Annotated in this window: 19 protein-coding genes and 3 pseudogenes; 15 read left to right on the top strand and 7 right to left on the bottom strand. The window is 38.6% G+C overall.

The window, feature by feature from the left end:
* A pseudogene (locus tag WAM07_RS01760) lies at positions 1 to 224 on the bottom strand (AbgT family transporter); the annotation flags it as partial.
* Between the two features lie 152 nt (positions 225 to 376).
* Here WAM07_RS01760 and WAM07_RS01755 point away from each other — a divergent pair.
* From WAM07_RS01755 to WAM07_RS01740, 4 genes are all read left to right on the top strand, one after another.
* A complete protein-coding gene (locus tag WAM07_RS01755) occupies positions 377 to 1,342 on the top strand; it encodes an MBL fold metallo-hydrolase (RefSeq protein ID WP_422164253.1) in 966 nt (321 codons plus the stop codon).
* Between the two features lie 7 nt (positions 1,343 to 1,349).
* Positions 1,350 to 2,144 carry an SDR family NAD(P)-dependent oxidoreductase gene (locus WAM07_RS01750; RefSeq protein WP_422164251.1) on the top strand — a complete coding sequence of 265 codons (795 nt, stop codon included), beginning with the start codon at positions 1,350 to 1,352 and terminating at the stop codon, positions 2,142 to 2,144.
* Positions 2,145 to 2,391: 247 nt separating this feature from the next.
* Positions 2,392 to 2,724, top strand: a complete 333-nt coding sequence (locus WAM07_RS01745; protein WP_422164249.1) for an iron-sulfur cluster biosynthesis family protein — start codon at positions 2,392 to 2,394, stop codon at positions 2,722 to 2,724.
* On the top strand, positions 2,721 to 2,945 hold the full coding sequence (locus WAM07_RS01740) for a YqkE family protein (protein ID WP_422164248.1): 225 nt from the start codon (positions 2,721 to 2,723) through the stop codon (positions 2,943 to 2,945). Before WAM07_RS01745 ends, WAM07_RS01740 begins: the two co-directional genes overlap by 4 nt.
* 65 nt (positions 2,946 to 3,010) lie before the next feature.
* Here WAM07_RS01740 and WAM07_RS01735 read toward each other — a convergent pair whose 3' ends face one another.
* The gene (locus WAM07_RS01735) at positions 3,011 to 3,973 is read right to left on the bottom strand and encodes a sodium:calcium antiporter (RefSeq protein WP_422164246.1); all 963 of its coding nucleotides are present in this window, start codon (positions 3,971 to 3,973) and stop codon (positions 3,011 to 3,013) included.
* A 595-nt stretch (positions 3,974 to 4,568) separates the two neighbouring features.
* Here WAM07_RS01735 and WAM07_RS01730 point away from each other — a divergent pair.
* From WAM07_RS01730 to WAM07_RS01715, 4 genes and pseudogenes are all read left to right on the top strand, one after another.
* A pseudogene (locus tag WAM07_RS01730) lies at positions 4,569 to 5,192 on the top strand (thiazole synthase); the annotation flags it as partial.
* Entirely contained in the window at positions 5,189 to 6,214 is a 1,026-nt protein-coding gene (locus WAM07_RS01725) for a thiazole biosynthesis adenylyltransferase ThiF (protein ID WP_422164244.1), read from the top strand. The pseudogene WAM07_RS01730 and the gene WAM07_RS01725, both read left to right, overlap by 4 nt.
* Before the next feature lie 348 nt (positions 6,215 to 6,562).
* A complete protein-coding gene (locus WAM07_RS01720; RefSeq protein ID WP_422164242.1) occupies positions 6,563 to 6,868 on the top strand; it encodes a hypothetical protein in 306 nt (101 codons plus the stop codon).
* Positions 6,869 to 6,945: 77 nt separating this feature from the next.
* A complete protein-coding gene (locus WAM07_RS01715; protein ID WP_422164240.1) occupies positions 6,946 to 7,362 on the top strand; it encodes a VOC family protein in 417 nt (138 codons plus the stop codon).
* Positions 7,363 to 7,533: 171 nt separating this feature from the next.
* Here WAM07_RS01715 and WAM07_RS01710 read toward each other — a convergent pair whose 3' ends face one another.
* Positions 7,534 to 8,673 (bottom strand): DUF2515 domain-containing protein, encoded by a 1,140-nt coding sequence (locus tag WAM07_RS01710; RefSeq protein WP_422164239.1) that lies wholly within the window; start codon positions 8,671 to 8,673, stop codon positions 7,534 to 7,536.
* 109 nt (positions 8,674 to 8,782) lie between these two features.
* Between WAM07_RS01710 and WAM07_RS01705 the strand changes: the two are divergent.
* The 4 genes and pseudogenes from WAM07_RS01705 to WAM07_RS01690 all read left to right on the top strand — a co-directional run bounded on the left by WAM07_RS01705 (position 8,783) and on the right by WAM07_RS01690 (position 12,333).
* Positions 8,783 to 9,399: pseudogene (locus WAM07_RS01705) on the top strand (hypothetical protein).
* Positions 9,400 to 9,788: 389 nt separating this feature from the next.
* The gene (locus WAM07_RS01700) at positions 9,789 to 10,265 is read left to right on the top strand and encodes a DUF2243 domain-containing protein (protein WP_422164257.1); all 477 of its coding nucleotides are present in this window, start codon (positions 9,789 to 9,791) and stop codon (positions 10,263 to 10,265) included.
* Between the two features lie 2 nt (positions 10,266 to 10,267).
* Positions 10,268 to 11,053, top strand: a complete 786-nt coding sequence (locus tag WAM07_RS01695; RefSeq protein ID WP_422164237.1) for a cytochrome c oxidase assembly protein — start codon at positions 10,268 to 10,270, stop codon at positions 11,051 to 11,053.
* A 377-nt stretch (positions 11,054 to 11,430) separates the two neighbouring features.
* A complete protein-coding gene (locus WAM07_RS01690) occupies positions 11,431 to 12,333 on the top strand; it encodes a GNAT family N-acetyltransferase (RefSeq protein ID WP_422164235.1) in 903 nt (300 codons plus the stop codon).
* A gap of 52 nt (positions 12,334 to 12,385) precedes the next feature.
* Here WAM07_RS01690 and WAM07_RS01685 read toward each other — a convergent pair whose 3' ends face one another.
* Entirely contained in the window at positions 12,386 to 13,942 is a 1,557-nt protein-coding gene (locus tag WAM07_RS01685; protein WP_422164233.1) for an ABC-F family ATP-binding cassette domain-containing protein, read from the bottom strand.
* Positions 13,943 to 14,606: 664 nt separating this feature from the next.
* Positions 14,607 to 15,458 carry a proline 4-hydroxylase gene (locus tag WAM07_RS01680; RefSeq protein WP_422164255.1) on the bottom strand — a complete coding sequence of 284 codons (852 nt, stop codon included), beginning with the start codon at positions 15,456 to 15,458 and terminating at the stop codon, positions 14,607 to 14,609.
* Between the two features lie 363 nt (positions 15,459 to 15,821).
* Between WAM07_RS01680 and WAM07_RS01675 the strand changes: the two genes are divergently transcribed.
* Together WAM07_RS01675 and WAM07_RS01670 are read left to right on the top strand one after the other, a co-directional pair.
* The gene (locus WAM07_RS01675; RefSeq protein WP_422164231.1) at positions 15,822 to 16,847 is read left to right on the top strand and encodes an LLM class flavin-dependent oxidoreductase; all 1,026 of its coding nucleotides are present in this window, start codon (positions 15,822 to 15,824) and stop codon (positions 16,845 to 16,847) included.
* A 960-nt stretch (positions 16,848 to 17,807) separates the two neighbouring features.
* On the top strand, positions 17,808 to 18,464 hold the full coding sequence (locus WAM07_RS01670) for a reverse transcriptase-like protein (RefSeq protein WP_422164229.1): 657 nt from the start codon (positions 17,808 to 17,810) through the stop codon (positions 18,462 to 18,464).
* A gap of 133 nt (positions 18,465 to 18,597) precedes the next feature.
* On the opposite strand, the gene WAM07_RS01665 is transcribed toward WAM07_RS01670, so the two are convergent.
* Complete coding sequence (locus WAM07_RS01665; protein ID WP_422164228.1) at positions 18,598 to 19,092, bottom strand: L,D-transpeptidase family protein; 495 nt, start codon at positions 19,090 to 19,092, stop codon at positions 18,598 to 18,600.
* A 98-nt stretch (positions 19,093 to 19,190) separates the two neighbouring features.
* Here WAM07_RS01665 and WAM07_RS01660 point away from each other — a divergent pair, with 98 nt between their 5' ends.
* Positions 19,191 to 19,559, top strand: coding sequence for a hypothetical protein (locus WAM07_RS01660; protein ID WP_422164226.1), 369 nt, complete (start codon positions 19,191 to 19,193; stop codon positions 19,557 to 19,559).
* 157 nt (positions 19,560 to 19,716) lie between these two features.
* On the opposite strand, the gene WAM07_RS01655 is transcribed toward WAM07_RS01660, so the two are convergent.
* Positions 19,717 to 19,913, bottom strand: a 197-nt coding sequence (locus tag WAM07_RS01655; protein WP_422164225.1) for a hypothetical protein, incomplete at its 5' end; no start/stop codon positions are given.

Below are 19,913 nucleotides of genomic sequence, written 5' to 3'. Positions count from 1 at the left end.
TCGGCGATTCTGTACGCTAAAGTAGTCAGCTCAGGTGAGTAGCCAAGCTGCATCATTAACGGAACAAAAACCGGTGCCATAATCGCCCATTTTGCGGATGAGCTTCCCATAAACAATTTTATGAAAGCCGCCAATATGAACGCGATAATCAAACCTATTCTATTCAAACCAATAGCATCCAGGAATTCTGCTCCACTTACAGCGATTACTTTCACAATATTGGACTTCAAGTGTTACGAGCCTAATCGATAACTACAAACAAGATATTGTAAATTAAAAAATTAGTAGTGATATTTTTGAAATCAACAGGAATATATCAAGAAAGCGTGCTACAATGGTTATAAAATGAATGTTCATTCAGTTTGGAGGATTCCGAATGAAAACCTTAAAAGATGCTATTTACCAAATAACACTTCCAACCCCTTATGCAGTGGGAGACGTACACCTCTATTTACTGAAAGGTGATCGACTCACTCTGGTAGATGCAGGTGTAAAAACCGATGCTGCTTGGAATGAATTAATAATTCAGTTAAAAGAACTTGGATACAGCCCCGGTGATATAGATCAGATTGTACTAACCCACCACCACCCAGATCATATGGGATTGATCGAACATTTTCCTAATCTGAACACAGTTGCTGCTCACCATAAGTTAAAACCATGGCTTGAAAGAGAAGAAGCTTTCTTTTTGAGATATGAGGAATTTTTTTACCGTATGTATAAAGAATCAGGGGTGCCGGAGCAGTATTTAGGCTTGCTCAAGTCCCTTCGTAAGCCCTTGAAATGGAGCGCAGAAGGCACATTGACACTTGAGCTTATGGAAGGAGACAGGATTCCAGGGCACGAGGAATGGGTAACAATAGAAACTCCCGGACATGCTCAAAGTCATATTTCGTTTTATCGACAGGCTGATGGATCCTTTATTGGTGGTGACCATCTGCTTGCTCATATCTCTTCTAACCCTCTGTTAGAACCTCCATATGGCATGGAGAAAGATCGTCCCCGCCCACTTCTGCAATATCGGGCTTCGATGGATAAATTATTGGATATAAATATTCAAATGGTTTATCCGGGACACGGAAAGACGTTTCAGAACACAGATGAACTAGTCATTCAGCGTCTTAAAAAGCAAGAAGAGCGTGCATTCAAAGTCCTGAATATGTTTGAAGAAGAGAGATTATGTGCATATGATGTATGCAGGCGTTTGTTTCCTAAACATATAGAAAGTCAGTTTGGCCTGACGATGTCTGAAACGATCGGGCAGTTGGATTACTTAGAAAACAAACAAGCGTTGCTCGCTGAATTTTCAGGTGAACAAAAATATTATTATGTAAACAGGTGATGGTTATATGAATGAATTGGTCAAAGATAAAAAAGTTTTAATAACGGGAGCTTCAAGTGGAATTGGTAAGTATTTAGCTATTCATGTGGCACGTGAAGGAGGCATACCTATTTTAGTTGCTAGGTCTGCCGATCGCCTTGCCATTATTAAAGAAAAAATAGAAGCTGTCTTTTCCGTACCTTGTTACTGGTACAAAGCTGATTTATCTAACGATGCCGAATGGAAAGATGTTATTGATCAAATATGTTATGATCATGGATCTATTGATGGATTGATCAACAATGCAGGGATGGCTGTTTTCGACCTGGTCTCAGAAGCAAAGTGGCAGGATATCGATCGAATGCTTTCCATCAACGTAAAATCCTTATTTCGAACTACTCATCAACTGATCCCTCATTTCCTGCAGCAAGGGAGAGGGCACATCGTTAATATCGCTTCTCAAGCTGGCAAAATAGCGACTCCAAAGTCCTCTATTTATGCCGCTACCAAACATGCCGTCATAGGTTTTACCAATGGTCTCCGTATGGAAGTGGAAAGTCAGGGAGTCTATGTGACTTCTGTGAACCTGGGGCCAGTACGTACGAATTTCTTTAATCAGGCAGACCCTACAGGAGCCTATGAAAAAGCAGTAGATCGATTTATGCTGGATCCAAATAAAGTAGCGGCTGAGGTAGTTAACCACTTATTTTCTCAGCAGAGAGAGATTAATATGCCAGGATGGATGAATTCGGGCAGTAAAATGTATTCTCTCGCCCCTGCTTTTCTGGAAAAAGCAATGGAACGCCAATTTAATAAAAAATAATCGGTTCTGCGTTCCAGAGGGTGTCGGTACTTTAACGGCACCCTGAATTTGTGCCTATTATAATATTTCTAAAAAGGCCACAGCCTGTTAATATTGGAGAATGATAAATGCTTGGGTCGCTGTTAGCATTCGTAATAGAATTTACTCCACCGTCAGAGGTGCCTCGGTGGATAGCAACCGGCCGGATGAGCATGAGAATTGCCATAGGGTAATCATTTTTTTATGATAGTGTTAGGAGGGATCGATAATGAAATTACGTATCACAGATGAGGCCAAAAAGAAGCTTGAAGATATGAAAGATCCTAGTCGCCCAATTATCCGACTGTATTATGATACAGAGGGGTGTGGATGTGGAGTGAACGGGCTCCCTACCATCCGGTTTACCGATCAAATTCTGAAGACAGATAACTTGGTGGTAAATGCAGAATACAAAGTGATCATTGATAATCAACAAGCCACTTTCTTTAAGCCGGATATGAAACTGGATTTCATTAAAAACAGCTTTCGCCTTTCAAGCCCTGACGGGATTCTTAATCCTATTATCTCTCCAAAAGATGTGAAAGAAGGCGAAGCCGTATGAGTAAGAAAGAACAAAGAGAAGGATCACTAAGTGAGCAGTTAAATGAAGATGTATTGACTCAGCTTCGTTTAAAAAAGACTGAACTAAAACAAAGCGAAGCCGAACGTCTGGAGCAAGAAAAGCAGAAGCGCCTTGAAGAAAGAAAGAAGAAAGAAGCAAATAAAAGTTTTGAGGAACTTTTGAATGAAAGTGAACTTGATTGGAAAACGTTTAAAAAGTAGGCTTCCATTTATTAAATGGAAGCCTACTTTTTTTCCTTGGATTGGAGCTGATAATAGACTTTCTATTAAAACAATACATAAGAAGCGATAAAGTAAATTAAAGTCATGAGAAGAGAAGGTGCCGCATAACGCCAGTGACTTCTCATACTAGCTGGGCGTATAAGCAGAAAGATCATAATTAATGTCATAACGACTCCAAGACATGCAATAAATATATGAGAAGCCTGGACAGAAGTGAGGATAGCTCCCTCTCTATATAACAAGTCCGTCAAAGCTAACAGTTGAATATTAAACAAATTACTTCCCAGTATGGAACCAATGGCCATATTATAATTGGCCAGTCTGAAGGCAGCGTACACGGCTACCAGTTCAGGCAGGGAAGTTGAGGCTGCAATTAGAAAGCTGCCGACAAAACTCGCATCAAGTCCTGATGCTTCAGCCATCCGGTCACCTGAAACAGATAAAGCACTTCCAGAAATAAAAACAATGACAGAAGCAATAATAAAGCCGATAACAGCTGCTCTCAGCGAGTAATCTTTAGTCTGTCCTTCTTCTTCTTGTTCGGATTCTCCTCCAGAAATAAACTTCATACTGAATATATAAAGAAGGACAATGACAATCATCTCAATACCCATCCCGAAAATTTCGATCGAACCAGGTATGCAGAGAGAGAAAATAATAATGAGTAGGAATAGTAAGCCAATAGAGGCCGATGGGATATTTTCCTTATTATTTACTCTTTGAAATAACCGTTGTCTTCTATAAATAATATCCATACTGGCAAGAATGAGGAGATTAAATACATTACTCCCCAGCATATTACCAACCGCTATATCTGGATTGTCAATGTACACAGCGGTTAAGCTTGTTGTTAATTCCGGGAGTGAAGTAGCTCCGGCGATTAAAAAAGTTCCAACTGCAGCTCCGCTCAAGGAAGATTTCCTGCTAATAACGTCCCCGAACTGGTTGAGGTAGACAGCACTAATCACCACGACAACTGCAGCCAGGATGAATACAAAATAAATCATATCGTTTCTCCTTTCTGCCAGAACATAAAAAAAAACCCTGGCACAAAAATAAATTGTACCAAGGTCTTGCGTACTAAGCAGAACTTAGTCCAATGAACCAGGTATAAAGAATACCGTATTGACGGTTCATTAGCCGATATCCGGTCGCTACTCCCCTTGTTACTATTAATATAGCTTGAGCAGTTATAAGAGTCAAAGATTACGTTCTTTTTCAAATGAGAAAAGTTATGAATTCATCCATCCTCAAACTTCTGTTTGCTCGTATCCTCTTTAGGAAGATTTTGTTCTGGTTGACACTTGTATTATATTGGAAATTAAAAAGATCCAATGTTACACTGAATTTAATAAAGTATTGACACAAGCTCTACTATGGGTGCCTTCGGGCTGAGACAAATGCGTTTGAACTCTAGAACCTGATCTGGACGATACCAGCGTAAGAAAGTAGAGGGTGTAGCATATGTGCTTTCAAATATTTGCTATATAACCGCTTCCCTATGGGGAGCGGTTTTTTTCTGGAAAAGGAAGTGGGTTGGGTTTGAAGCGGGAACTTCATGTACTTTCAGATGGAAAAAAAGAGTTGGATGAATTTTGCCAGGAAGCAGATCAGCCTAATTTATTGGAAATGATTAATACCGTTCCATACACACTGCTTCCAAACACGGCGGGTGCTAAAACGGCAGAGGAAGCAGTCAGAACGGCTAAGCAGTCTAAAGCTTCTGGATTATGCGATATGATAAAAGTAGAGGTAATTGGTGACCAGCGCACCTTGCTTCCTGATCCGACTGAAACATTAAAAGCTTCTGAGATACTATTGGAAGAAGGCTTTATAGTACTGCCTTACACTTCGGATGATGTTATGCTAGCAAAAAGGCTGCAGGACTTAGGTGTGCATACCATTATGCCTGGGGCTTCACCGATTGGTTCCGGCCAGGGAATTATTAACCCATTAAATTTACAATTTATTATAGAGCAGTCAACAGTTCCTGTTATTGTAGATGCGGGCATAGGTTCCCCGACCGATGCAGCTCTGGCGATGGAGATTGGGGCTGACGGTGTCTTACTAAATACGGCTGTTTCTCAAGCGGAAGACCCTGTGAAAATGTCCCGGGCGATGAAGCTCTCAATTGAGGGCGGCAGATTAGGTTATGAAGCAGGTCGAATCCCTAAGAAAACTTACGCGACAGCAAGCAGTCCTACGGAAGGAATGAGCATTGGTTGAAGGAAAGATATTCTAGACAAATATTGTTTTCACCTATTGGCGAAAATGGACAGCAAAAACTAAGGGAAAAGCATGTGCTCTTAATAGGAGCAGGAGCTTTAGGAACAAGTAATGCGGAAATGCTGGCCCGTGCGGGTGTTGGGAAAATAACGGTAGTCGATCGAGATTATGTAGAGTGGAGCAATCTGCAGCGCCAGCAGCTGTTCACTGAGAGGGATGCGGTGGAACGTATTCCAAAAGCAGTAGCTGCAGCCAATCGATTGAGAGAAATAAATTCGGAAATCAGTATATCAGGTGAGATCTTGGATGTTTCAATTCACGAAATTGAAGAACTGGTCGAAGGTGTAGATATTATGATTGATGCTACCGATAACTTTGAAACCAGGATGCTTCTCAATGATGCTTCACAGAAATATCAAGTACCCTGGGTTTACGGCGCCTGTACAGGTAGTTATGGACTTTCTTATACTGTAGTTCCAGGGCAGACTCCCTGCTTCTCATGTTTGTTAGGATCTGTTCCCATGGGAGGAGAAACATGCGATACCGTGGGGATTATCAGCCCTGCCGTTCAAATTGTTGCTGCTTATCAAACTACCGAAGCATTGAAGCTTTTAGTAGAAGATTACAAATCTCTAAGAAGAAACCTGTTTTATTTCGATATTTGGAAAAACCAACAGTCAACAATTAAGGTAGAAAAACTAAAAAAAGACGATTGCCCTTCTTGCGGGCAGGCAGCCACCTATCCTCATCTCGACCCTGTAAATTTATCTAGAACAGCGGTATTATGCGGACGGGACACGGTGCAAATTCGTCCAGCAAACAAGGAAAAAAGAAATTTGGATGAACTCTCTGAGAGGCTTCAGGCTGTCGAGGGCGGAAAAGTAGAAGGAAATTCTTTTCTTGTGAATCTTACGATAGAAGGGCGCCGGCTGGTAGCTTTTCAGGATGGTCGCGTACTTATTCATGATACGAAAGATATAAGCGAAGCCAAAGCGCTTTATAACCGCTATATTGGAGGCTGATCCCCAAGATTAAAACACGCTCTTTTACAATGAGAGCGTGTTTTTAATAATAGAAAGGAAGGATTATTAAGCCTGGGAATAGAAATTAAGATTAAGGTAAAGAGGACTTAATAGTGGTAGAAAGTATAGAATCAGCTGACACAAGACCGTTGTCCCAGCCACTATCGCTTATCTAGTAGTCGTTGGAAACGCACTTTTACAATTTTGGTTAAACAGAGAATACAATAAAGGCTAAAGTTTGAGGATCTCTCTACAATCTCTTTTCAATGAGATGAAGTAAAAATAATATTGGAGATCGTTCAAATAAATAGTTAACTACAGCCTGAAGGGTTGGACAGGTGGTCAAACATGCCCAATTGGAAACAAATTAGGGATATAATTTTAAAGGAGGAAATTTATTCAGTAGAGAAAAAAGGACTGGCGATCCTTGGTATTGTAATCATTGCGCTCTTACAGTCGTTTACAGAATCTACATTGGATGAGAGCTTAGCAATTATTATAGCAGCAGCATTAATGAGTGGCTATTCTATTATGAAGTTGAAGCGGAAAGAAAGAATATACGAGTTTTTAATAGTATGTATATTAAGTCTTCTGCTGCTTGCTTGGGGACTTTACAGGGTCTTAGAAATAATAGTTAATGGTGTCACTTATTAATGGAAAACAAATAAATTGCGCTCTGCCCATTTGGTTTTATTAACAATACTTACTGAAAGTAAGGGGAGATCCCAAGTATGACAAAAAATCTACTCAGGGTGGGAACGGTTTATCTGCCTGTTCAACGTGTGGACGAAGCAGCAGACTGGTATGTAGATAAATTAGGAGCTTACGTCACGTATAAAGATGAGAATAAAGCCATAGTTAATATGGCAAACCTAAGTTTCTTTCTTGTAAAAGCAAAAAAGAAAGAAACTGCCAATTTTATTGATGAGAGAGGTGAAGAGTGCTTTTCGTTAACCTTTGAAGTAAATGGTCAAGAGGAGCTTGAAATACTTTATAACGAATTGGCTAGTCAAGGAGTCCAGGTTGGCCCATTTGAAAACAGGGGCCATGGTGGCAAGAACTTTATTTTTTACGATATAGATGGAAACATGTTTGATGTATGGAGTGAATTGAGCTCGGTCTTTAAAGAAAAGTTTGATATTGGTTAAAGAGAAAAACGAAAACGTCCCTTTTATAAGTTAAGGGGACGTTTTTTCATGTATTAAGGAATGCAGTTCATATGGCTGGTTTGGATAGTGAAATCCTCAACGATTGCCTGCTCTTGGATATTTAACCCTCACATCCACCTTCATTTTGTAACGATAAGAAAGTTTCATTATCTAATAATGAGAATGACGAGTAAATAATTTCTTAGCAAATACCGCTATCTCCAGCTTTTCGATCGTATTCCAGTAATGGTTTAATACATTTTCCTCTTTGTCATTAATTTTCTTCTTAACTAATGGAAACATCGCCATGTCCTTGAACCAATCCCCCTCTTCAGCGGCAGAGTGTGTCCAATCTTCCCAAACATCTTTCAGGTTAGGACTGTAAATACGTGGACTGTTCTTATTCGGTTCAATAGGCGTATGAGGCAGCATTTGGTTAGAACCAGGAAAAGTTTTTTTAATCTCAGTAAATAGATGAGGCCAAAAATCGTGACGTGACCCTGTATGAGGATGCTGATCTGTCCAAATTATGATGTAATTAAGACGGCTTTTAATGGAATAAAGATCATGATAAAGTTTTTTACCTAATAGAATACGATCTTCTAATGAAGAAAAATGATGAACGGTTCCTCCTACAAAATTTGTTTTTTTAGTACTTTGCGTTTCGTAAGGAATTAGTATGTGATTCAAGTCAAATACATCTTGTAGTCTAAATAAGATTGTATGAAGCACATTTTTTTGATACTGATCATTCAGGATAACCCGACTCTCGATATAATTCTGTTCGTTTATAATTAAAGCTGTCGTGAGCAGCGGACTGGATTGATTTTTCCAAAAGTTTATCCAAAAAGGCTCCATAAATCGTGATACATTCAAATGAGTCAGTAAGTGAAATAAGGAGGTATTCTGTTTCTTGCTCGCTTCATAAAGTAATAACTGCGGATAGGCATCCTGAAATATGAGCCAGTTTCCTCTTTCAAGAAAAAGGTAAAAATCATTTTGTTCTTTTGGGGAAAGCAGTCTGGTCAAAAATTCTCCCTTTAAATCGGTCATATTCCAGCCGGCATTTCTAGAAACCAAATGAGCTAATAAAGACCAATGGACCTCTGGATGGAGTTTGAAATATTCCAGGTAAGCCATGGTTCTAGTAACATTGTTCCTGTTTTTTTGCTTCGTTTTTTCACGAATGCTCAGGATAAGCTTTCTTTCTTCTTTCGAGAGGGTAGAAATGGGTTTTTCTTTTATTATATTTTTCAATTCTGCTTTTAACATGGAGTAATGGTTATGATTCGTTATCCACTTTCTTAACAATAGCTTCAGCCTCCTTTCGCAGCATGGATGTAGCGCCTGATGAATACATTTAAACTATTGATAGGACAGATAGAGGCAGAGGTTGAAGGAGATTGTTGAATTAGAAATTATGCGGCTTATTAACCTCTTTGAAGAACAGCAGACCATGGATGGATCCTGGAATTATCCTTTTGAAACTGGAATTATTACGGATGCTTATATGATTATTTTATTACGTACCCTTAATCTTCATGAAGAAGAATTGATTCAGCAACTTACCGGCCGTATTATAAGCAGACAGGATAGAAACGGGGCCTGGAAGTTGTTTTATGATGAAGAAAGCGGCATCTTATCCTCAACTATTGAAGCCTATTATGCTTTGCTGTTTTCTGGATTATACAAGAAAGAAGATTTTGAACTTCAGAAAGCAAGAAACTTTATACAAAAGCATCTATGTTTACAAAAATTTCGTTGAGTTTGAATGGACAATACCATTGGCCGGATAATTTTACTATCCCTGTTGAAGTAGTTTATTATCTGCCTCCTTCATTTCTTATACAACTTTACGATATATCTGTGTATGGAAGAGCAGACCTAGTTCCTATTCTTCTCCTTGCTCACAAAAAATATCAGGCTGTTAACAGTCAGACACCTGATTTCTCAAAGTTGAGCATCTATCATAAAAATCGGAGCGGTGAAGACTCTTTCTTTGAAGATGATACTCGTTCCATCGAATGGATATTTTAGCTAGTTACTGAATGTAATGAGCCATAACGATTAGAGTCCCGCACGGGGAGTGAAACGACCTGTGGCCATATCGATCGCCCCTGCGGCGTGTAGGGACGCAGGAAAGCGACTTATTTTTCAACCAACCCTCGTCCCTATTTTAGTAACGGGCTCATTTATATCGAAATCGAGTCTTCTAGTATTGGGAGCTTAACCTTAAAATCAACACGGAGGTTAACACAGCTAAATAAATAAAAAGCAGCGATCCATTCGGAATTAGGAAATATATGAACTTTATCAGGTTTACATCTTCACATTATAAGGTATGGGTAAAAATGGAATTTTTAAGGAGAACACAAAATATAATAAGGAGTCTATAGAAGGTGACAGAAAAAATAAATAGAAATAATATGTCAAATAATGAAGAAAAGCTTAGGTATTCGTTTAGGAACATAGGTGCAGGAATATTGTTTGGTATAGGAGTAGCTGCTTTTATTGATGAAACCGTTTTTCATCAATTGTTACACTGGCATCATTTTTACGATAAATCAACTACCGATATCGGGTTAGTATCCGATGGATTCTTTCATGCTTTCAGTTGGTTTGCAACAGTGGCTGCTTTATTTTTAGTGGCTGATCTGCGCCGCAGAAATGCCTTCTGGCCTGTCAAATGGTGGGGAGCCGTTTTAATTGGAGCGGGAGGGTTTCAACTTTATGATGGAACCATTCAACATAAACTGATGGGAATTCACCAAATAAGGTATGTGGAGGATCTATTACCATACGACCTTGTATGGAATGGATCAGCTGTACTGATGATTATTGCAGGAAGCATCATTTTATATAAGACCCGAAGAAGGAACAGCATCCCAGGCGGGAGAAAATAATAGTGAATCACGCTCAGATTGCAAATGTTACAACCGGTATGTCCGCGCTATTTATAAGTATTGGAGCTCTCCTTATCGTTATCTTGTATATAGATGCAGGAGTGCGTTCAAGCCGTCATAATCGATTAAAAGTATGGCCCTGGTATCGGTATGTTAGTTTCGCATTTGGTATAGTTTGTGCTGCTATATCTGTTATAGGACCAATCGCATATCAGGCAATGAGCAATTTTACTATGCATATGGTCAGTCATCTCCTGCTTGGTATGCTTGCTCCTGTTATACTAGTTATGTCAGCTCCCGTTACCCTACTTTTACGGTCACTTCCTGTAAGACAAGCGAAAGTTGTAGCCAGCCTGCTTCGCAGTTATCCTGTGCGTTTTATTACTCATCCTATAATAGCCTCTGTACTGAATATTGGCGGTCTTTGGATTCTTTATACAACGAGTTTGTACAGTTGGATGCATACGAACCTTATGGTTCATATCTTAGTGCATGTCCATATTTTTGCAGCAGGCTACATTTTTACAGCATCATTAATTTACATAGACCCTGTTTATCACCGGCTCAGTTATATATACAGATCCATCGTTTTAATTGGTGCCTTGGCAGCCCACGGTATTCTCTCAAAATATATCTACGCTCATCCCCCTGAGGGAGTTGGTGTCCAAGAAGCGCAGACAGGTGGAATGCTTATGTACTATGGTGGAGACTTTATTGACCTCATCATTATCGTGTTATTGTGCTATCACTGGTATAAAAATACGCGTCCGGGTGAGGTATTAGCTTAAATGTTTTATCCCAATCTGAATAGTGTTAAATCTTTCGTTGTTAGTTGAAATGTTTCCGGGAAATGATAGTGGGATGATTTTTCTTATGGAATACTCCCTGGCAGCTGGTGAGGTGGATAACTTATATTGAAAATAAGTTAAGTTAACGCTTATATTAAAGGTACTCTTTTAATATAAGCGTTCTTTTTTTGGAGTATAATCTCGAAAGGTATATAAGATCTCAATTTTAAAACAAAGGTGGACTGATTTCTTAGTCAGCAGAATAAATATCACTAGATCATTTACAAAATTATATTTCTTCTACCTCGGGGCAATTCCGTAAGTTTTCTTGACTATAATTCTATAACTAAAAGATCTTCAAAAGGAGATGAGAATGTATGGTTCCAATTAAAAACCCCAGTATAGTCATTAAAGAATTTCCGAATTATGATGATTATAAAAGAGTTACAAAGCTAATGGAAGCCTGCATAGCACATGATAATATATCGCTCAAACTAGAACTTGATTATAAATTAAGCCATTCTTTTCATGAAATGAAAGATATAAATAAGTCCAATGAATTTATGTTTTATGAGGGAGAAATGCTTATAGGATACATCGGTATATGTCAATTCGGGTCCGAAGTGATGGAAGTGAATGGAATGGTTCACCCGGATTACAGAAGAAGAGGAGTCTTTAGCCGACTATATGAATTTGTCGAAGGTGAATGGCTCAGAAGGCCATCTGAAAATATGTTATTACTATCAGATCAACATTCGTGCTCAGGTCAAGCATTTATTAAATCTACTGGGGCTCATTATGACATGTCTGAATACGAAATGTTCCTGATGAATGAGCCAGGAGAAAAGACTGCTTCAAGGCAGATTTCCCTTAGGAAAGCAATGAATAAGGACGCAAAAGAAATTGCGAGACAAAATAACATTTACTTTCAAACTGCTCCCGGCACTGAACTCACTCTTCCAGAAGAAGAGGCTAAGCATGGGGTTGATATTTATTTGGCTGAGCTTGAGCAATCATGTATAGGGAAAGTGCACTTGAATAGGGAAGACAGCATCGGTGCAATTTATGGCTTAGGAGTACTACCAGAGTATCGGGGCAGGGGGTATGGAAGAGAAATTTTATTAAGATCTATAGAGAAGTTGAATGAAATAAAAGTCGATGATATTAAGCTTCAAGTGGCAGTGAAAAATAGGAATGCCTTAAGTCTTTATCAGACTTGCGGTTTTGAAGAAACCTCAACAATGGATTATTTTAAGCTTACAAAAAGAAATCTCAATTGAAAATACTAAACGTCCAGAACATGTATCATGTTCTGGACGTTTAAATGTACAATTAGAAAACTTTCGTAGTCCAATCTTCGCAATTCCATACGTCTGTAACAACATCCATATAGAAATCTGGTTCGTGAGAAATAAGCAGGACACTTCCCTTATAATCCTGTAAGGCTCGCTTCAATTCTGCTTTTGCATCTACATCTAAGTGGTTGGTAGGTTCGTCGAGTACAAGAAGATTTGTTTCTTTGTTAATTAATTTACAAAGACGTACTTTTGCTTTTTCCCCGCCACTTAGTACTTGCACTTTACTTTCAATATGTTTTTTTGTTAAACCGCATTTTGCAAGGGAAGCACGTACTTCATATTGGGTAAAATGTCTAAATTCCTCCCAAATTTCTTCAATACACGTGTTTTTGCTTGTTTCTTTTAATTCTTGTTCAAAATAGCCAATATGAAGATGATCTCCTAATTGAACGGAGCCTTCAACCGGCTGTATTTCCCCAAGAATGCTTTTTAATAGTGTAGTTTTACCAATTCCGTTCGCTCCAGATAATGCAATTTTCTCCCCGCGTTCCATAGATAAGTTGAGAGGTCTGGAAAGAGGTTCGTCATACCCGATGACAAGATCATTAGTCTCAAACAAATATTTCCCTGGGGTTCGAGCTTGTTTAAAGTTAAACTGGGGTTTTGGTTTTTCAGAATCAAGTTCGATGACGTCCATTTTATCAAGTTTCTTCTGTCGGGACATTGCCATTTTACTCGTCGCAGCATTAGCTTTATTACGAGCTACAAAGTCTTTTAGATTAGCAATTTCTTTTTGCTGCTTTTTATAAGCGGCTTCAAGCTGTTGCTTTTTCATGTCGTACACTTTTAAAAATTCATTGTAGTCGCCCGGGTACCGGGTTAATTCCTGGTTTTCCACGTGATAAATAATGTTTACGACACTATTCAAAAATGGAATATCATGGGAAATAAGGATAAATGCATTCTCATATTCCAGGAGGTATTTTTTTAGCCACTCTATATGTTCAACATCGAGATAGTTTGTAGGCTCGTCTAATAATAATATATCGGGTTTCTCCAAAAGCAGTTTGGCAAGTAATACTTTTGTACGCTGTCCACCGCTTAGGTCTGTAACATCGCGCTCAAGCCCGATTTCATCAAGTCCAAGTCCATTAGCAACTTCGTCAACTTTTGCATCGATCGTATAAAAATCATTGTTAGTCAACGTGTCTTGCAGCCGTCCGGTTTCTTCAAGCAAGCTTTCCAGTTCTTCGGGATCCACTTCACCCATCTTTCCAAACAGATGATTCATTTCACTTTCCATATCAAACAGATATTGGAATGCAGTTCTCAAGACATCTCTTATTGTCATACCTTGCTGTAGATCTGCGTGTTGATCCAAATAACCTATTCGAATGTTTTTAGACCAAATGATTTTACCGGCATCAGGCTCTACCTTACCAGTAATCATGTTCATAAACGTTGATTTACCTTCACCATTAGCACCAATTAAACCTATATGTTCGCCTCTTAATAGACGAAAAGAAACATTTTCAAAGATAGCGCGGTCTCCGAAACCGTGACTTAATTCTTTTACTGTAAGTAAACTCATGTGAAACACCTATTTCCTTCTATATAATTCATACCCCTATCATTATAAAGGGGATGAGAAGAAAGTGATAGTAGAGATTCTTCTTGTGAACAAAGGAGGAGTCTTTTTTAGGTTTTATAGTACCGTAGGGTTTAATATCCAACATCAAGTGGAACTTATTATACAATAAGATAGGTGGTTTTTTTGAAAAATCACCAAATTGTGGCAGACCGCAAATTATTTTAAAGGGGGCGAGGAATGTGAGCTTGTTTCGGAAAATAACTCTCCTATTAGCGATAATTTCTATATTTTTATTTAGCTACCGATTAATGAATGAAAACTTTGATCCACTTCCGAACTTCATTTTTTATTTTTTACCTGTTGTTTTCTTACTGTTCGGATTTGAGAATGTTAAAGCTAAACATCGTAGTGAAGGTTTTATTTATCTGCTTACTTTTGTAATTGGCTTCTCCATAGTAATAAGAGACTTTTTTAATTTAATTTAACGTTCAGCTGTATGTGTTAAATTTTGTTTCTATTGCTGGCCGCAAAATGTTCATTCCCTTCTATTCTGTGGGCGGGAAGGATGATAGATAAATAGTAAGTGGGGACTTTTTACAACGTATAATAAACCTTTCCTAGAACTAAATAAAGCGCCAAGCCTTCAAATGCTTGGCGCTTTATTTTATTTGTTTACTTTAAGTTTAGGGTTACGTTCGGCGATAAAATCAGGACGTGCCTGATTCCCGGAGAAAGGTTCAACCAGCTGATTTTCTACACTGTTATAGACCATGAACATGTTATTTCTAGGATAGGGTGTTATATTTCCGTTTGAACCATGCATAGTATTGGATTCAAACAGTGTTATAGCTCCGGCTTTACCTGTTGGAACAGAAATTCCTCCTTGATCGGCGAGCCATCTCATGCTTTCCTGATCAGGTACTCCTAACTTCTGTCTTTTTAGAGATTCCTTGTAATTATCTTCAGGAGTCTCACCGACACATTTCACATAGTAATTTTGAGAACCTGGTACAAGCATAAGCGGACCATTAAATATGTAGTTATCTGATAATGCAATCGATAAACTTACGGCTCTCATTCTTGGCATGCCGTCTTCTACATGCCACGTTTCAAAGTCAGAGTGCCAATCAAATTCTTTGCCGGTAAATCCAGGCTTGTAATTAATTCGTGACTGATGAATATAAACTTCACTTCCGAGTAAATGGTTCACAATGTCTAATATTCTCTGATCATTAGCTACTTTTTTAAAATACTCATCACTATCGTGAACTTTAAAAATAGAACGAATTTCGTTTCCTTCCGGCTCGCGGATAATCATATCCGATTCACTGTCCTGATTAGAATTCTGCAGCTCAAAAATTGCTTTTTGCATTTCAGAAACTTCCTGTTCAGAAAAGAAGTTCTCTATTTGAAGAAACCCATTTTGTTCATAGAAATCAAGTTGTTCGGTCGACAATGGTGACTCATGGTCTTTTGAACGATCAGTATGAATAACAGGATCCTTCCTTTTTACAATTTCGGGTTCACTACTGTACCTGGATGGTTAAAGATCTTCCACAATTAAACACTCCTTCTAAAGTATTGATTCATGGTGAGCTTCATCGGGGTCATTCATTAGCCAAGAATAATATTTCAATAAATAAATCTCCTTGTGCTCCAACTGATACCCTTTAATATTCAGAATAAACATTAAATTCAAAAAATTAAACTAAGCTTATAATTATATTGTAATAGTAGTAGTTGAGTATTCAGTGGGAAATTACAATTACCATCTAATAATATAGTTCGGAATCGTTTTATTTTGAAAAAATAAATGTCCCTGATACGCTTCTAGTATTGGATTTACTGTAATTAATTTAATAGAAAGAAGATGAAGTTTATGTCTAATATACAAAAGAAGATTCAATCTATTCCGTTTTCTGTACTGGATTTATCTCCTATTACAGAAGGGGGCTCAGCAACTGTTTCTTTTCAAAATACAATTGATCTGGCACAGCATGTGGAAGCATGGGGATATAATCGTTATTGGTTGGCTGAACACCATAATATGCCTTTTATTGCGAGCTCGGCCACCTCATTATTAATAGGCCACGTAGCCGGTAATACAAATTCAATTAGAGTGGGTTCCGGTGGAATTATGCTTCCTAATCATGCTCCTTTAGTCGTTGCGGAACAATTTGGAACTCTTGAAACGTTATATCCGGGAAGGATTGATCTAGGTCTGGGACGAGCGCCGGGTACTGATGGAGTTACAGCTCAGGCGTTGAGGAGAGAACTGCAGAGTGACGGTCAGGATTTTCCGAGATTGCTGAATGAACTTCGATCGTATTTTAATCCTTCCTTAAGTTCCGGGAAGCAGAATGTTCGTGCCATTCCTGGAACGGGTCTGAATGTACCTATATGGCTCCTTGGTTCTAGTGGATTTAGTGCCCAATTATCAGCACAGCTTGGTTTGCCTTTTGCTTACGCTAGTCATTTTTCACCTAACAATACACTGGCTGCTCTTGATCTGTACCGCAATCAATTCCAACCCTCAGAATCTATGGAGAGTCCTCATGCGATGCTGGGAGTTAACATCATAGCTGCAGATACAGATGAAGAAGCAGAACGTTTAGCTACCTCTTTATATCAACAGTTTTTAAATCTGATCAGGAGTACGGAACTACCGCTGCAGCCGCCTGTTGAAAGTATTGAGGAAGTGGCATCTGAAAGAGAAATAATGGCTCTTCGACAGCAATTAGGTTCTTCAATCATTGGAAGTAAGGAATCCGTTCGAGAACAGCTCCAAAGTTTTATTGATAAAACACAGGCTGATGAATTGATGGTTATTTCTCAGATTTACGACCACGAAGCAAGAATTCGATCCTATGAAATTGTAGCTGAACTATTTAAAGAAGCATCTTAGGACTAGTAGCGCCTGCTCATATAGCAGGCGCTTCTTTTAAATTATTGTTTACAGTTGGGTTCACTTTGAATTGTATAAGAATAGAGTAGATGCTTGCCATTTATTTGTTGTTAAGAAGAGGGTATAATAATACAAAGAAAGTAAACGAGGAGAGAAGATAGGTGAAGGGGCTGTGGCATTGGATGAAAGATAAATGGAAAATCATTAAACGTAGTATTGTACTGCTGACAGCATTATCCTAGCCCATAACAGTAATAATTGCTCAACGTTTTGGTCCGCTTTTTGAGGAATCTGGAAGCGATCCTTTTATTATTCCAGCAGACTGCGCCTTCCTGATTTGGTATTCCGGGAGCTTCTTTCAGTCTCTTTAAAATTCTCCGAGAAGTGATTGTCCTTCTTACGTTTGCCTTATATTTTGGCTGGACGACAGTAGCAGTTTTCGCTAATTTAGCTTCTGCCCTTTATTATTATGGTTTGCCACTGAGTAACTTTTTAGGGTTGTCGTGACAGTTACTTGTTCTGTTTTTAGCTGCCTTTACTGCTCATTATTTCTTAATGGAAATGAAATTCAGCCTGTCTTATTTCTTAACATTAACCTGGGCATTTATTGCGATTATAATAGGAACTTTGCAAAGTGAATTGGCCGCATTACCTTTAACGATTTTTGCTATCGCCGCGACTCTTGTACTGCTTTATAAAGAAATTGTAAACAACACTTGGATTAGGAGTTTTAGCTGAATGATATTAGGTCAAAGGCGCATAGACTTAGTCTATGCGTTTCTTACTCACTCTTATTAATATAAGTTAGCAAATTAGATAAAAAACAAGTTAAATAGCTGCTTTGTTCTGCTTCCACTAAAGCGAATTCGTCTTTTGGATAGGGCACTCTTACCGCTATTATAGTGTAAAGAATAGTTTTGGAACATAATAAAGAGATATCTAAAGCAAAGGGGTCATCTCATGGATGTAAGAATGGAATTTGCGTACCACGTTCCAAAAGGTCCGCAGGCAAACTTTACTTCGGATGAATTACATGCTTCACAAGCAATCCTGATTGCGGAGGATATGCTAAAGACAAAGCGTGCGGAGTCAATTACTTTTCTAGATAGCTACAACACCGAATGGACATTAAAAGAATTGAAGGAGTATATGAAAGGGATTCAGACGGAGCCCCACAATGTAAAAGTATATTTTGACGGGGGTTTTGATTTGGGAACCAAGAATTCAGGACTCGGCTGCGCCATCTACTATGATCAGAATGGCAAATCTTTTCGCCTTAGAAAAAATGTTTTAGTACATGAGCTTGACACAAATAATGAAGCAGAGTATGCTGCACTTCATAACGCATTGCTTGAACTGGATTTATTAGGGGTACATCATTTGCCCGTGAAATTTATTGGTGATTCTCAAGTCGTTATCAATCAATTAATTGGAGAGTGGCCGTGTCTGGAAGTATCGCTGGCTAAATGGGCGGATCGAATTGACGAAAAGCTTACTCAACTAGGAATTCAACCTCAGTATCACTTAATTTCAAGGAAAGATAACCGAGAAGCGGATCGTTTAGCTTCTCAAGCTTTAAATAACATTGAGATTATTAGTACCAGTGAAGTCAATTAGTCTTATGATTATATTGTATAGAACTAGGTAATGAGAGAGATTCCATGTTAGAGAGGAGTCTCTCCTTCATGGGGGATTTTTTTAGGAAAGAAAAGCATGAAATTTTTCACTATCATGTCTTTTAAAATGGCATTTAACCGTGGATAACAACTTGAGCCCCTATAGGGATGATACTGGCCAATTCTTCTACATCCCGATTGTACATACGAATACAGCCCTTCGAAACGGCTTTGCCGATTGAGCTGGGATTATTTGTACCATGAATGCCATAATGTTCTTTTGATAAACTCATCCAGAAAGTACCAAATGGACCTCCTGGATTGGGAGCTTTGTTAATAATAATAAAGCTTCCTGTCGGTGTGCCTTGCAGCATTCGGCCAACAGCAATGGGATACACCTTTTGCTTGACCCCATTTTTTATAAGAGTTAGTTTACGATTATTGAGTGAAATATCGATGCTGTAGGGAATGCTGGCTGTACTGGGAAAACCCGGGATGACGATAGGCTGGCCGGGTACAATTATATTTGGATTGATGGTGGGGTTAGCTTTGATAATTTCCATTAAAGGTTTTCGGTAATCTCTGGATATCTGAGTTAGTGTTTCGCCTTTTTTTACATAATGAATCAATAGAAAAGCCTCCCCTTGTCTTAAGTATCCATATAAGATATATGAGGAAAGGGGTGGACATTATTCTCCAATCTAAAATAGGAAGAAGAGGAATCGAAATGAAAGTTAAAATTATACTTGCCATCCTTATGGTCGGTTTACTATCGGGATGCGGAAGAGAAGAAGTAACCTTTGAAAATGTAGAAGAACTTCCTGGACTATTGGCGCAACAGAAGCTGATGGTAGGAGGAAAAGGGGTATTTGAAGAAGGGGATAAGCATTACGCGTTTATTGTGGTGCATAATGGAGAAACAGTAGAATTTGATCAAGTATATTACTTATCTGATAAAGACCAGGCCCTCAACTTTAAATACAAGATAAAAGGAGAACCTGAAGATGATAAAAATAATCAGATGAATGTGGAAGTAATTGAGTATCATCCGGACCAGGAAATTAAGTCATACTGGTTTAATGAGAAACGTATATAAAATTTATTTTAAGATGAACAAGTGCCTTAGCCTGACAAAGGGTTCTTGTTCATTTTTTTATAGGTCTTTTTAAGTTTATTTTTGATTTTTCACAAGAGACTTATTACGCAATAGGGCCGGATAGTTGAAGACTCAGTTTCGAGATAGTTCGGATCCGTTATGTTGTTATGGAGAAGGGCTGGTGGGGAAATAACTCGTCTTGTTCCATCACCCCGAAAGACACTCGTGACATAAGCCGTTCATCAACGGATGGAAAAACCACCATCCTTTTGATGCTCGGCTTATGCTGGTCGTGTCTTTCGGGGTGATTCCACATTTGAACACCTGTGGCAACGTCGAACGACCCTGCGTCGT

Origin of the sequence: Halobacillus sp. (genome assembly GCF_049282395.1) — a bacterium.
Classification (GTDB): Bacteria; Bacillota; Bacilli; order Bacillales; family Halobacillaceae; genus Halobacillus.
Note: the sequence above shows the minus strand (reverse complement) of the source record. Positions and strands in the feature narration are given on the sequence as shown.

What these genes read in the sequence shown, in the direction of transcription:
- WAM07_RS01660 (WP_422164226.1), top strand. Translation starts at nt 19,191, where the DNA reads ATGAAAGTTAAAATTATACTTGCCATCCTTATGGTCGGTTTACTATCG.
- WAM07_RS01700 (WP_422164257.1), top strand. Translation starts at nt 9,789, where the DNA reads ATGTCAAATAATGAAGAAAAGCTTAGGTATTCGTTTAGGAACATAGGT.
- WAM07_RS01720 (WP_422164242.1), top strand. Translation starts at nt 6,563, where the DNA reads ATGCCCAATTGGAAACAAATTAGGGATATAATTTTAAAGGAGGAAATT.
- WAM07_RS01750 (WP_422164251.1), top strand. Translation starts at nt 1,350, where the DNA reads ATGAATGAATTGGTCAAAGATAAAAAAGTTTTAATAACGGGAGCTTCA.
- WAM07_RS01735 (WP_422164246.1), bottom strand. Translation starts at nt 3,973, where the DNA reads ATGATTTATTTTGTATTCATCCTGGCTGCAGTTGTCGTGGTGATTAGT.
- WAM07_RS01755 (WP_422164253.1), top strand. Translation starts at nt 377, where the DNA reads ATGAAAACCTTAAAAGATGCTATTTACCAAATAACACTTCCAACCCCT.
- WAM07_RS01740 (WP_422164248.1), top strand. Translation starts at nt 2,721, where the DNA reads ATGAGTAAGAAAGAACAAAGAGAAGGATCACTAAGTGAGCAGTTAAAT.
- WAM07_RS01685 (WP_422164233.1), bottom strand. Translation starts at nt 13,942, where the DNA reads ATGAGTTTACTTACAGTAAAAGAATTAAGTCACGGTTTCGGAGACCGC.
- WAM07_RS01715 (WP_422164240.1), top strand. Translation starts at nt 6,946, where the DNA reads ATGACAAAAAATCTACTCAGGGTGGGAACGGTTTATCTGCCTGTTCAA.
- WAM07_RS01675 (WP_422164231.1), top strand. Translation starts at nt 15,822, where the DNA reads ATGTCTAATATACAAAAGAAGATTCAATCTATTCCGTTTTCTGTACTG.
- WAM07_RS01670 (WP_422164229.1), top strand. Translation starts at nt 17,808, where the DNA reads ATGGATGTAAGAATGGAATTTGCGTACCACGTTCCAAAAGGTCCGCAG.
- WAM07_RS01745 (WP_422164249.1), top strand. Translation starts at nt 2,392, where the DNA reads ATGAAATTACGTATCACAGATGAGGCCAAAAAGAAGCTTGAAGATATG.
- WAM07_RS01690 (WP_422164235.1), top strand. Translation starts at nt 11,431, where the DNA reads ATGGTTCCAATTAAAAACCCCAGTATAGTCATTAAAGAATTTCCGAAT.